Genomic DNA, 12,495 nt, shown 5'->3' with positions numbered 1-12,495 from the left:
GGGGCGCGGCATAAACGCGCGCGGATCCGCTGACACCCCTCTCGTAACGCACATCAGAAAGGCAGGAAACCATGACCGAACAGCGCGGCGCATGGAAGGCCAATCCCGGACAGGGCGCCTACGTAAGAAAGGAAGCCGATGATCCCGACACGCCCGAGATCACGGTCCATGAGTGGCACCGATCTCTCGCAGTCGTGTGGGAACACTTCAGGAAGACCAACGCCGCGGGCGGTCACTCAGTGATCGTGCGCGGATCCGACGAAGACCCGGTGTGGCGTGTCACGCTCCAGGACGACAAGGCCCGCGGCTACCAGGGGCTCTTCGTCGAGGCGCAATGACGGCAGTCGTCCGGGAATGGGAGGGTGTGACGGGTGCTGACGGCGGCATCTTATCTGCCTCGTACCCAGAACGAGAATTCACTCCAGCCCACCGAAGGAGGGGTCATGTACAAGCTGACCGAGCTTGAGCCCGGGAGTAGGGGACGGAGCAGGACCGGCGTCCCCGTTCCCGGTTGGGTCTCCTCCCTAAAGCGCCCGGTTTTCTCCCCGACGCCTCACCCCCGCAACCGGCCGGATAGCGTTCCTTCATCTGCACCGTAGCCCGGGTCTGCGGCCCGGTAGCAGTCAGTCGTCGTGAACCCCTGGGTCGGCGGCGAACCGGGTCGCGACACCAGCCATCGGCAGAGGGTCCCCGCGTCTTACGAATGAACTCCTCCGGGTCAGCCGTGCTCCCATTGATTTGCCGCCCTGACACTTAGGGACAATACCAACCCCCGGAATCGGCGGGTGCCGCGCACAAGCCCCGAGGAGCTCGAACGAAGTTTCGCCCGCGGGCGGGATATATAAAGTAGGAGCGAGAGTCCAGAGCCCATTCGCAAACAGGGGCTTCTGGGGCGCGACCGGGCCCGTCAGGCGTTGGCTCCGGACCCAAAACGGGAGGCCGACAGGAGGAAGGCGATTCTTCCATGCAGAGGTCACAAGAATGCGACTCGCTGTTCTTGCCGGATTGAGGGAGAACACTTGGTAGCGCACCGGCTGCTTGAGGACGCGCTCCCGGTCCTGGTTGGGATCGCGTGATCGCTTCCGCTCGAGAGCGGCGATTGGCGCGCAGGACGGCGCGCGGCGATCGCCAGGCACTACGGTCCCTTCATGACGAGTACTCGGAGCAGTTGACGGATTCATCCGCCGATGCTGGAGATGTGTTGCAAGATGTGTTTTGTGGGCTCCCCGAAGCTATTCGGAGCTTCGATCAAAGGAGACCGCTCGGGACCTGGCTTCGCGCCGTGACGGCTCGCGCTGCTCTGAAGAGGCTCCGGTCGCAGCGCCGACGACGTGAGATCTCGATCGACTCGATATCTGAAGAACTTGTGAACGGCGAATCACCGGAGATTACGGTCCTGGATGCCATCAGGCTGGAGCGAGCGGTGTTGTCCCTTCCGGAGGAGCTGCGGACCGTGGTCGTCCTGAAGGACATGGAGGGCTACTCACACAAGGAGATCGGCGAGCTTCTCCACCTCTCCCGGGTAACCTCGGAGGGGCGGTTGTACAGGGCGCGGAAGCTGCTCCGCGCCAAGCTGTTGGAGCGGTAAGGAGCTGAAAATATGGAAACGGACAGCCCCGAAGTGCACATTGATGATCGGACCCTGAACCGCCTTGCGGACGGCGAAGTGCCCGAAGGTTCCTTCGAGCCCGTGCGATCACATCTTCGTTCCTGTGCGATCTGTAGCAGGGAAATCCTGTTCGTACGCGCGTTGAGCGCGGCGATCTGCGATCTCCCGACGCCGAAGCCGCCCGCCGGACTCATCGACCATCTCTTCCCTGAAAGGCCGAATGTCGTAAAGGTCCTTCCCCTCCCCGCCCGCCCCCGGCGTCGGGCAAGGGCGCCCCGCCTCGCGCGGCTCCGATCTCTCTTCGCGTTCGCCCTCGCGGCCGGCGCCGCTGTCGTTGCCATCGCCCTGAGTTCGGACCGGGCAATGGCGGGCTCGAGTACATTGATCCTCGATCGAACCGACAACAGGGGCGCTGACCCTCAGCTACGTGACGGTGTCGGAGTTGGCGGCGGAACCGAGCCTCCGGGTGCGGATCCGTTACTGGATTCCGGATCCGCTCCGGTTCACCCAGACCGCTCCGGGCGCCAGCGCTATAGATCTCCCTCGGACCGACGTTGGGAGATTCGAGGGCGTGGCCCATCTTCCCCCGGGTACGGTCTATGCCGTAGCCGCGGTCGAGGACCGGACCGGAGACCGTATCGATTCCAATCGCGGCGCGTTCTGGGAGTACTTGGAGAAGGATCCGCAGGGTCGCCCGACGCTCAGTGCTCGCCTCTACCAGATGCTTGCTACCGAGACCCTCAACCCCTCCAGGGTTACCGAGGTAACGGAGCGAGCGCTGTCGGAGTTCCCTGAGCGGCCCGAGTTTTGGGCAGCCTTCCTTCTGTTTCGGCGGGGCGCTCTGCCTGACGGTTCGAGCGAGATCCCGCTGCGCGCACACCGCGCTCGCCTTGAGCGACTCGACAGCGCTGCACGAGAGGGAGAGCCAGGACCGTCCGCAATGCATGCGCTGAGTCTCTACGCCCGGCTCCTGGGCAGAGAAGATATCGAGGCGTATTGGCAGAGTGAATTGACTTCCGAGCATCCGCGACACGAGTACGCCTCGCAGGTCCGCTTGCAGGCAATCGTGCCCTCGCCAATGTCGGTTTCAGACAAGCTGGACGCGCTGGAGCGGAGTTGGAGACTCGCGCCCATGCCCTCGGTGGCCCAGGTCGGCCTCCAGCTCGCCCACGAGTCCGCCGATCCGGCCCTTACGGTTTGGCTTGACAGATACGCTGCTGATCGCGTGCTTCGAGACTCCCGCCTCGACATCGAAGTCACGGAAAGCATGATCGCGACACCGACTCTTCGGATGATCGCCGAGGAGTGGGTCCTGCAACAGCTGAAGGAGCGCCCGGCCCAGCTCGAGATCGACCGCCCACTCGATCGCACGAGATCCAGTTTCGAAGCGGAGGCTGCGGAGAGTCTGGCCCGCTTGCATCTGCTCCTTGGCCGACTGCGGCTGGTCCGGGGAGACCGGGCGGCGGCGTTCGAGGCGGTCGAGCGCGCCACCGAACTGAGCTGGAACCCTCGCGTGTTCGTGGAACTGGCCAGGTTGCACGCGGAGGCCGGCTCCTCGACACGTGCGTCCCAGTTGCTGGCGCTTGCGCAGGCGGACCCGGTCATTCCGCCCGAACCCTATCTGCCCGCGGAAGAAGACTGGGTCACCGCTCCGACTCAAACGCACTTGACCGCAGCCCACTCCGCATGGAGAGAGCGAGTCTCCTCGTCGCTGCTCAATGAGCCGGTGAACGGGGCCGCGAGGCTGGAGATCGCGCCGGGAGAAGAGAAGACGTTGCGGGAGGTGACCGATCGCGGAGTGACGCTCGTTATCCAGAGTCTTCAACCGAAGCTTGTCCCTCCAGAGAGCTTGGATCTACTCACGGCAAATGCCGCGAACCTTGAGGCGGCCGGCGTGCGGACGCTTCTTCTCGTGGTCGAACCCGATCCCCGGGCGGGATTCAGCCCGCTTCCCATGGCCGGGCTCATGAGATCCCACCCGTTCACTACGACCGACGATTCGAAGTCTGGGAAGCCCTAGGTGCTTGGCGGGAGGTGCAATACTTCGTCGTGGGGCCAGCTGACATTCTGCGCTATCGCGGAGAGGATCTCCTGTCCGCTCTTCGCATCGCACTCGTCTTGCGACGTGATCCGTTGGTGCCGTTGAAATAGTCGAGAACACTCCACCCAGAGGGAACGGAGACATGAGCATGAAGCGTTTCGTTACTATCATTGCCCTGGCGCTAATCGCGGCTGCGGTTCCAGTCGCCGGTACGTCGGACAGCCCCGTCGGACTTCAGTTGTCCACGGCATCGTGCGCGGAAGAGGGTTGCGGGGGGCTGTCCAAGATCGACTGCATCTGCCCTGACATGCAGATGGAAAACCGGAGGCCAAGGTGTATTGCGCCTGGTCCGTAAGGGCCATGGCAAGGCCGTCAGCGATCGGTATCTTGGCGGTCCTCACGATCGGTGCCTGCCGTCAGGCGGAACCGGCCGTGATCGACGCCAATAGCCCTTCCCAACTGACGCCGGATGCGGTCTTCGTAGACGACTCGCTCGGCTGGATCGTCGAGATCGGGCTGACCGGGGACCGCGTGGTGGCGCTCGACGCGATGCTGCAGCCGGCGGTTCACGTCGTCGATCTCGAGATGTCGCGACGCCTCGGCTCCTACGGACACAGGGGCGATGGGCCCGGCGAGTTCAAGGATCCCGAGCAGGTGGTGGCCGGGGCCTCGAACTCGCCCGATGAGGTCTGGATCCTCGACGGCATCCATCAGCGCTTGACGCGGTTGTCCCTCCAGGAGATCGAAGCCGGAAGCGGGGTCACCCCGGAAACAGTCCGCATGGACGGCCCAAACGCGGGAGCGCTCGTCCGAGCCTCCGATGGAACGTGGTTCGCCGGAGGTTGGATCACGGGAGGTCGTGTCGCTCGCTACCATGCCGACCGGAGGTACGACCGCACCATCGTGGGCTTCCCGGCTGGCCTCGTGGAGGCGCCGGGAATGACGCTCCTGCAGGCGTACGAGAGTTGGGTCGTGGCCGATCCGGCGGGGGGGCGTCTAGCGACCGCGACACTCCTCGGCGGGCTGCTCGAGATCTTCGACCATGATGGCGGTCTGATCGCCCAGGCGGCGGTGCCAGATCCGTTCCAGCCCGTGTGGGCCCAGGGGCGGTCACGCAGCGGCCGGGCGGTGATGGCCGTGGGTCCCGAGACCCGCTACGGCTTCACGGATCTGGCCGCCACGCAGCGCTACCTCTACGGCGTCTTCTCGGGCCGACGAGTCGATGAGGACGGACCCGTCTGGGCGTCCCCAGAGGTAACAGGTCTACACGTGGGACGGCGCCTACGTGAAGACGCTGCGCCTCGACCGGGCCGCGGAGGCCATTGCGATCGATGCCTCCGACACGTGGCTCTACGCGAGCGGACCGGAGTCCACCCCATGGATCGGCCGTTTCCGCCTCCCGGAGCCTCTAGGATGACGACGACGATTTCCTTCGCGGACTGGGTGGACTGGCTCGCGATCGAACTGACCTTCCTCGAACTCTACACGTTGGCGACTCCGCCTCTGAAACATGAAATGGCGGAAACGGTCCGCAGACTCGCCGAAGGCATCGGCGAAGCGGAACTCGATGCGTTTGTGTCGCATGTACCCAACGTCGAACGAGCCCCCCGAACGGACTCCTGGGTCGAAGGTGGGAGCTGACGGGGCGTTGAAGGACGGGATAAAGGTTATACGGACGAGGTCAATCGGAGGGAAAGCGAATGGCGAAAGTGTTGGAGGGGATTCTTGAGTCGTTCTACGCCACGCTCTCGGAGTCGGGCGCCGTCAGTGAGGCAATGATCAAAGAGTTACGCACACTCTTCGCCTCGGAGAAGCGGCTGAAGGCCGACGATTTCGCGGCGATCTTCGAGAACGCAGCAAAGGACGGGAGCCTTGATTCAGATTGAGTCGGTGACGATAAGGGAACTCAGGGGCATCCGTGAGCTTGCGGTTCAGCCCCGCCGGAACAACTTCGTCGTATCCGGGCCGAACGGCTCAGGGAAGAGTGGTGTGGTGGACGCCGTTCAGTTCGCCCTAACAGGCGAGATGTCGCGGCTTGCCGGGAAGGGCACTGGTGGACTGACCGTCAATCGCCACGGTCCCCATGTGGATCATCGGGATGATCCTGCCTCGGCTGAAGTATCCATTCGGTTCTACGTCCCGGACCTCGAAAAGTCAGCTATCCTAACGAGGAACGTAAAGAACGCAAAGAAATTCAAACTCGAACCCGACGAACCGGAGATCAGGGCCATCATCGAAAAGGTGGCGGGTCATCCCGAGCTGTCGCTGTCACGCCGGGAGATCATCAAGTACATCATTGTTGAGGCAGGGCAGCGGTCGAAGGAGATTCAGGCCCTTCTGAAGCTGGAAGCAATTGGGCAGACCCGTGGTGTGTTGAAGACCACGTCAAACAAGCTCGCCATCGTTGTGCGGCAGGCGCAGAATGCCGTCACGAATGCAGACGAAGCGCTCTGCCGCCATCTCGACGCGACGGCGTTGACACAAGAGAGTGTCCTTGCAGCGATCAATCTGAGGTGGTCCCAGTTTTTTGGACAGGTCGTTAAGGTGGATTCCAGGACGGAACAGGAGGCACCGAGATGGCCGGGAAGAGACGACGGTTCACGCCGGAGTTCAAGGCGCGGGTGGCGCTGGAGGCGCTGCGCGAGCACGACAGCGTGCAGGCGATCGCCAGGCGGCACGAGCTTCATCCGAACCAGGTGAGCACATGGAAGCGGCAGTTGTTCGAGGGGCTGCCGGAGGTGTTCGCCGGGGGCGCGGGCCGGAAGCTCGCGAAGGAGCACGAGGCGAAGGTCCGGGACCTGCACGCGAAGATCGGGGAGCTCACGGTCGAGCGGGATTTTTTCGGCGCGGGCTCAAGCGCTGAGCCGGGCGGAGCGGGTGCGGATGATCGAGCGGGGCGGACCGCTGAGTCTTTCAAGGCGGTGTGCGCTGGTGGGGGGTGAGCCGGTCCTCGCGGTACTACCGGCCGAAGGGGGAGAGCGCGGAGAACCTGGCGCTCATGCGGCGCATGGACGAGCTGCACATGGCGTACCCGTTCCACGGGAGCAGGCGGATGATGCGGCATCCGCGCCGCGAGGGGGCGACCGCGGGCCGGCACCGGATCCGGCGGCTCATGCGCCTGATGGGGGTGGAGGCAACCTACCGGCGGCCGCGCACGAGCGTGGCGGGTCCGGAGCACCGGGTCTTCCCCTACCTGCTGCGCGGCCTGGAGATCTCGCGGGCGGACCACGTGTGGTGCGCGGACATCACCCATGTCCCCGTGACGCAAGGGTTTTTCTACCTTGTGGCGGTGATGGACTGGGCGACCCGGCACGTGCTCGCGTGGCGGCTGTCGAACACGATGGACGCGTCGTTCCGCGTCCAGGCGCTGGACGACGCGCTTGGGCTGGCGGGCCCCGGAGATCCTGAACACCGATAGTGAGTATGTAAGGGCCGGTTCCCCTCGGTGGTTTGACTCAAACACTGATTGACGCTGTAGGCTTACAGACTCCGGTCGCCCCTGGAGGTAGGAACAAAAGGTGTGTAAAAAGGGAGGCGACGTACCTTTCAGCTGACCAATCACAGCGGATCCGGGGGCAAACCCGGAGAAAGGACGTCGCCTCATGGGCAACGATACGCGGGAGAGATTCGACGGGCCAGCGTGGGAGACGCTGGAGGTGTGGGTGCGGGAGCAGGCGCGGGACATGATCCAGGCGGCGCTGGAGGAGGAGGTGACGGAGCTCTTGGGCCGGGTGAAGTCTGAGCGGCGTGCGGCGGTGGACGCGCCGCCGGGCTACCGGAACGGGTACGGGAAGCCGAGGCGTCTGGCCATGAGTTCGGGGACGATCGAGGTGCGGCGGCCTCGGGTCAGGGGCTTGGAGGAGCGGTTCGAGAGCCGGGTGCTGCCTCTGTTCGCGCGCCGGACGCGGGAGGTGGGGGACTTGATCCCGGAGCTGTACCTGCACGGGCTGGCCGAGGGCGACTTCGAGCTGGCGCTCAGGGGGCTGTTGGGCGAGGGGGCGCCGCTGTCGAAGTCCTCGGTGAGGCGGCTCAGGGCGAAGTGGACGGCGGAGCACGAGGCGTGGAGCCGGCGGCCGCTGGGGGACCGGGAGCTGGTGTACGCGTGGGCGGACGGGATCTACGTGAAGGCGGGGCTGGAGCGGGACAAGGCGGCTCTGCTGGTCGTCATCGGCGCGATGAGCGACGGGACGAAGGAGGTGCTGGCGGTCACGCCGGGCTACCGCGAGTCGACGGCGTCGTGGGCGGCGGTGCTGAGGGATCTGAAGGCTCGGGGGCTCGGGACGCCGAAGCTTCTGGTGGCCGACGGGAACCTGGGGATCTGGGGCGCGGCGCGGGAGGTGTGGCCGGAGACCGCCGAGCAGCGGTGCTGGAACCACAAGACGGCCAACGTGCTGGACCGGCTGCCGAAAAGGGAGCAGGCGGTGGCCAGGGAGATGCTGCGCGCGGCGGCGTACGCGCCCTCGCGGGCGGCGGCGAAGGAGGCGCGCAAGGCGTTCAGGGCCCGCTATGCGGATACGCAGCCCGACGCCGTGTCCGTGCTCGAGGACGATTGGGAGCGCATGACCGCCTTCTACGACTTCCCCGAGAAGCACTGGCGGCACCTGCGGACGACCAACGTGGTGGAGAGCCCGTTCGCCTCGGTCCGGCTGCGTACGACGGCCGCGAAACGCTTCAAGCGGGTCGACAACGCCACGGCGCTCATCTGGCGGCTGCTGATCGTGGCCGAGAAGAGGTTCAGAAAGCTCAACGCTCCCCACTTGCTGCGGGACGTGTACGAAGGGAGGAGGTTCGAGGACGGAAAGCCCGTCCCCGAAGGTCAGAAGAGGATCGCCGCCTAATGACGTTTACACACCTATTGTCCCGACCTCCGCCCCTGGGTGGCTTGACCCGCACTCGGACCGACCAAGCTGTCATTCCCTGGACTCGTCGGCCATCCGAGGGCAACCGGTTGAGGCTCCGGCCTCGACCGGCATCGTGACCTGATGAGAGCCTGGCCCAAGGCGTCCCTTCACTGTCATGTCCGACACCGGCCGAGTTCGGTTCCAACCCGTTCACCCATCATGGAACAGGGGGCCGGCATGGCAAGTATGCGAGATGAAAGGGCCGGGGTCATCGGGGGCGTCGATACCCACCAGGACCCGCACACCGCCGCCATCGTGACACTCGAAGGCACGGTGCTCGGCACCGAATCGTTCTCCACGACACGGGCCGGATACCGGGCGATGCTCGTCTGGTTCCGGTCTCACGGCGAGCTGCCGCGCGTGGGAGTCGAGTCCACCGGCAGCTACGGCGCCGGCATTGCCCGGCACCTGGAGCTGTTCGGCGTGCCCGTGCTCGAGGTGACCGGTCCCGACCCGGCCGCGCGGAGAGCCCGGGGGAAGGACGACGCGCTCGATGCGGTCGCCGCGGCCGAGGCCGCTCGCACGGGACATCGGGTACAGGTGGCCAAGGACCGCGGCGGCGCCGTGGAATCCCCGCGTGTGCCGCGCACGACCCGAAAGACCGCGGTCAAGTGCCGCCGTGCGGCGCTTCAGCAACTCCACAACACGATCGTCGCCGCGCCGGACGAGGTGCGCGACCGGGTCCGCGACCTCACCCGTATGCGGCGCTTGCGTACCTGTGCGGCCTGGAGGCCGGATGCCGCGGGATACCGGGACCCGGCGGTCGCGACCAGGCTCTCGCTGAAGTCCCTCGCTCGCGGAGTCCTGGACCTCGACGACGAAATCGCCGAACTCGACCGCTTCATCGCTCCGCTCGTCGAGGAACTCGCGCCCGATCCGCTCAAGCTCGAAGGCGTGGGAATCGCCAATGCGGGCGAGCTGCTGGTCGCCGCGGGCGAGAATCTCGGTCGGCTGCGCTCCGAAGCGAGCTTCGCCATGCTGTGCGGCGCCAGCCCGCTGCCCGCCTCGAGCGGGAAGACGCAACGCCACCGCCTCAATCGCGGCGGAAACCGCCAAGCCAACTCCGCCCTGCACATGATCGTCGTGTGCCGGATGCGCACCGACCCGCGAACCCAAGCCTATGTCCAGCGGCGTACCCGGGAGGGGCTGTCCAAGCCCGAGGTGATGCGCTGCCTGAAGCGCTACGTGGCCCGCGAGATCCACCGCGTCCTCACCGCCCCATCACCTGCTTGACAAACATGAGAGCGTCCAGGGCTCCCAGTTCACCAGCGAGGCGTTCGCCGACCGGGTGCTGGACGCGGGCGTGGCGTTCTCGATGGACGGCCGGGGCCGCTTCCTCGACAACATCTTCATCGAGCGGTTGTGGCGGTCGCTGAAGTACGAGGCGGTGTACCTCCACGAGCTCAGGGACGGGCTGGACGCCGCACGGATCATCGGCTCGTGGTTCGACTTCTACAACGAGGTGCGACCCCATTCGTCCCTCGGCGGGCGGACGCCGGGCGAGGCCTACCGCAACGGCAAGGGGACGGCGTGAACGGCGGATCCTTGCGCCTGCCGGGGCGCGCCCTGGTGAGCCCGCGGGGCCGGGGCGCAACGCGGGATCCGCCCATCCCGGGCGCCTCGCGCCGACGGCGGCCAAGCCCCGCTCGCCGGCCGGGTTCCCCTCCCGGCCACCGGGGCCCATGTTGGAAGCTGTCCTTCCCCTGCCGGTGGAGGACCCACGGGTGGAGCACCCACCCCGGGACAACTCACGGAGAAGGCTCCCGAGGGCTCTCACAACCACTCGGAATCCACCTTAACTTTGCCCTCGGACTGTCCAACGAAGTAAGACCACCTCAATCCGCACCGGCGGACACTGGGTCTGGTTGAAATTCGGGACTTGGCAGCGGATACCGATCTCGGCGCCGGGATCTTGGAAGGGGCTGGCGAAGCAGGCTTCAACAAGGGGGCCGCGCTTCGGGATGTGGAAGCGCTGGAAAAAGCGAAGGCTGGCTTTTCCGCCATCGGCCGGGAGCAACTGGAGAGTGTCTTACGCGACCTCACCACGTTGGACGGTGACCCGGCGCTGCTCGAAGCGATCGCCCGCCGCTCCTTTGTCGAGCGCGGTCTGGGATTGATCGACGGAACCGTCTGCCCGCTTTGCGACACGGACTGGGAAGATGCGGAGGCCTTGAGAACGCACTTGAGGGGAAAGCTCACCAAGGCGGCGGAAGCCGAAGCACTCGAGAGACAACTCTTGGGCAGCGCAGCCGAGATCGCCAACCAAGCGGAGCGTATCTCGGGCCTCGCAGGTGCGGTGCAACCTCTAGGAAGGCTCTACGGTCCTGACGGGTGTGACGAGGAACTTGAGAGTTGGTCGTCGGACCTGAAGGCCGTTGCTGGGCGACTGAATACGGTCGAGTCGATCGCGGAGCAACGCGATCGGCTGGAAGAAGGGTGGAGCATGCCTCCAGGGTCATTGCAGGATCAGCTCGAAGCTTTCAGACAAACGATCCAAGCTAAGCCGGATCAGAGTGTGTCGGTCGCCGCACAGACCTTCTTGACGCGCGCCCAGGATCGTTTCTTGGCTTGGCAGAATGCGCGGCGTGAAACGAGGCGTGCCGAGGCCGCGGTCGAGGCCGGAAGGGCTACATACAACACATACTGCGAAGTGGCGGATGGATACCTGCGTGCGCTTTATGAAGCGGTGGAGGATGATTTCGGCACCTACTACCGGCAGATCAACGCGGAGGACGAAGGCGGATTCAGGGCGACGCTGGCGCCTGCGGAGGGGGGGCTCGATCTGGAGGTGGCTTTTTACGACAAGGCATGTACCCGCCGGGCGCGTACCACAGTGAGGGACACCAGGATGGGATGGGGGTCTGCCTCTACCTCGCGCTCATGAAGCAGCAGCTCGGTAATCGGTTCCGACTTGCCGTGCTCGACGACGTAGTGATGTCGGTTGATCGGGCGCACCGAAAGGAATTCTGCCGACTACTGAAGACGCGTTTCCCAGAAACGCAATTCATCATCACGACACACGATAAGGTCTGGGCGAAGCAGATGCAGACGGAGGGGCTTGTCGAGTCGACGGGATGCGTAGCCTTCCACAGTTGGAGTGTGCAAACTGGCCCGATCGTCGAACAGGCGGTCGGGATTTGGGATGACATCGAATCAGCTGTTGCCAAGGGCGACACGGATGTTGCTGCGGCCCGGTTGCGCCGGCACATGGAGTACGTCGCTGGCGAGCTGGCGGACAGGCTAGGAGCAAAGCCGCGCTTCCGAGGCGACTTCTCGTACGATCTGGGCGACCTGCTCCCGGCGGTCATCGGCCGCTACGGGAAGCTACTGAAACTTGCCGCGAACGCAGCGAATAGGTGGAGGAATGAGGACGCCAAGGCGAGGGTCGAAGCCTTGAAGACCGCATGGACCGAGGCGTTGGCCGCCCGCGGCAGCGAAGAATGCGTAGTCAACAGAGCCGTCCATTACAACGAGTGGGCAGACTTCACGGCGGCGGAGTTTCGTGAGGTGGTCGGCGCGTTCAAGAGCTTGCTTGCGGTGCTGCGGTGTTCGTCATGCGAGTCGTGGCTTCGCGTCACGCCCAGGAAGGGCCACCCGGAGAGCGTACGGTGTCGGTGCGCGTCCATGATGCTGAATCTGGGATAGGGAGGAGCCGAGGCAAAGGGCTCGACGGCCTCTTGGCCCGGTGTTGCGGAGTCACAACAATTCAGAGGCCTTGTCCGGTTTGCAGAGGCAGAGGAGCGCACAAGGGCTTCGCGCCTCCGAGCGGCCCTCGTGAAGCAGGTTGCGCACTTCGGCAAGGCGTAGGGCTGGATCGAGACGAAGGGCCTCTCAGTTGGCGGAGAACTGGACAGGCGGAGTACGGGCGCCACTCGCTGCCGGTGCGTGGGGCATGTGTTTAGCCACGAGCCGTAACAAGACAGTGCCACATTCCGGCCAATGTG

General features: G+C 65.1%; 12 protein-coding genes and 1 pseudogene. All 13 read left to right on the top strand.

Going from position 1 to position 12,495, the window contains the following annotated elements:
• Positions 1-71: 71 nt before the first annotated feature.
• The 13 genes and pseudogenes from ACPXY0_RS14985 (at position 72) to ACPXY0_RS14925 (ending at position 12,196) form a co-directional block, all read left to right on the top strand.
• A complete protein-coding gene (locus ACPXY0_RS14985) occupies positions 72-338 on the top strand; it encodes a hypothetical protein (RefSeq protein ID WP_423925901.1) in 267 nt (88 codons plus the stop codon).
• Positions 339-1,168: 830 nt separating this feature from the next.
• Positions 1,169-1,588: an RNA polymerase sigma factor gene (locus tag ACPXY0_RS14980; protein ID WP_423925899.1), complete on the top strand. Its 420-nt coding sequence runs from the start codon at positions 1,169-1,171 to the stop codon at positions 1,586-1,588.
• Between the two features lie 448 nt (positions 1,589-2,036).
• Entirely contained in the window at positions 2,037-3,629 is a 1,593-nt protein-coding gene (locus tag ACPXY0_RS14975; RefSeq protein ID WP_423925897.1) for a hypothetical protein, read from the top strand.
• Between the two features lie 408 nt (positions 3,630-4,037).
• Positions 4,038-5,291 carry a BF3164 family lipoprotein gene (locus ACPXY0_RS14970; protein ID WP_423925895.1) on the top strand — a complete coding sequence of 418 codons (1,254 nt, stop codon included), beginning with the start codon at positions 4,038-4,040 and terminating at the stop codon, positions 5,289-5,291.
• A gap of 59 nt (positions 5,292-5,350) precedes the next feature.
• Positions 5,351-5,536: a hypothetical protein gene (locus ACPXY0_RS14965; RefSeq protein WP_423925893.1), complete on the top strand. Its 186-nt coding sequence runs from the start codon at positions 5,351-5,353 to the stop codon at positions 5,534-5,536.
• On the top strand, positions 5,523-6,350 hold the full coding sequence (locus ACPXY0_RS14960; RefSeq protein WP_423925891.1) for an ATP-binding protein: 828 nt from the start codon (positions 5,523-5,525) through the stop codon (positions 6,348-6,350). The genes ACPXY0_RS14965 and ACPXY0_RS14960 overlap by 14 nt, the downstream gene beginning before the upstream one ends.
• The gene (locus ACPXY0_RS14955; RefSeq protein WP_423925889.1) at positions 6,272-6,592 is read left to right on the top strand and encodes a transposase; all 321 of its coding nucleotides are present in this window, start codon (positions 6,272-6,274) and stop codon (positions 6,590-6,592) included. The genes ACPXY0_RS14960 and ACPXY0_RS14955 overlap by 79 nt, the downstream gene beginning before the upstream one ends.
• Positions 6,589-7,068, top strand: a complete 480-nt coding sequence (locus ACPXY0_RS14950) for a DDE-type integrase/transposase/recombinase (protein WP_423925887.1) — start codon at positions 6,589-6,591, stop codon at positions 7,066-7,068. Before ACPXY0_RS14955 ends, ACPXY0_RS14950 begins: the two co-directional genes overlap by 4 nt.
• 184 nt (positions 7,069-7,252) lie before the next feature.
• A complete protein-coding gene (locus ACPXY0_RS14945) occupies positions 7,253-8,488 on the top strand; it encodes an IS256 family transposase (RefSeq protein WP_423925885.1) in 1,236 nt (411 codons plus the stop codon).
• A 240-nt stretch (positions 8,489-8,728) separates the two neighbouring features.
• A complete protein-coding gene (locus tag ACPXY0_RS14940; protein ID WP_423925883.1) occupies positions 8,729-9,784 on the top strand; it encodes an IS110 family transposase in 1,056 nt (351 codons plus the stop codon).
• 16 nt (positions 9,785-9,800) lie between these two features.
• Positions 9,801-10,085, top strand: a pseudogene (locus tag ACPXY0_RS14935) (transposase); the annotation flags it as partial.
• A gap of 345 nt (positions 10,086-10,430) precedes the next feature.
• Positions 10,431-11,435 carry a hypothetical protein gene (locus ACPXY0_RS14930; RefSeq protein ID WP_423925881.1) on the top strand — a complete coding sequence of 335 codons (1,005 nt, stop codon included), beginning with the start codon at positions 10,431-10,433 and terminating at the stop codon, positions 11,433-11,435.
• Entirely contained in the window at positions 11,405-12,196 is a 792-nt protein-coding gene (locus ACPXY0_RS14925; protein WP_423925879.1) for a hypothetical protein, read from the top strand. The genes ACPXY0_RS14930 and ACPXY0_RS14925 overlap by 31 nt, the downstream gene beginning before the upstream one ends.
• The last annotated feature ends 299 nt before the right edge of the window (positions 12,197-12,495 follow it).

The sequence above is a fragment of the Candidatus Palauibacter sp. genome, from assembly GCF_965237495.1.
Classification (GTDB): domain Bacteria; phylum Gemmatimonadota; class Gemmatimonadetes; order Palauibacterales; family Palauibacteraceae; genus Palauibacter.
This window is presented reverse-complemented; position numbering and strand designations above follow the sequence as displayed.

What these genes read in the sequence shown, in the direction of transcription:
- ACPXY0_RS14985 (WP_423925901.1), top strand. Translation starts at nt 72, where the DNA reads ATGACCGAACAGCGCGGCGCATGGAAGGCCAATCCCGGACAGGGCGCC.
- ACPXY0_RS14925 (WP_423925879.1), top strand. Translation starts at nt 11,405, where the DNA reads ATGGGGGTCTGCCTCTACCTCGCGCTCATGAAGCAGCAGCTCGGTAAT.
- ACPXY0_RS14965 (WP_423925893.1), top strand. Translation starts at nt 5,351, where the DNA reads ATGGCGAAAGTGTTGGAGGGGATTCTTGAGTCGTTCTACGCCACGCTC.
- ACPXY0_RS14945 (WP_423925885.1), top strand. Translation starts at nt 7,253, where the DNA reads ATGGGCAACGATACGCGGGAGAGATTCGACGGGCCAGCGTGGGAGACG.
- ACPXY0_RS14940 (WP_423925883.1), top strand. Translation starts at nt 8,729, where the DNA reads ATGGCAAGTATGCGAGATGAAAGGGCCGGGGTCATCGGGGGCGTCGAT.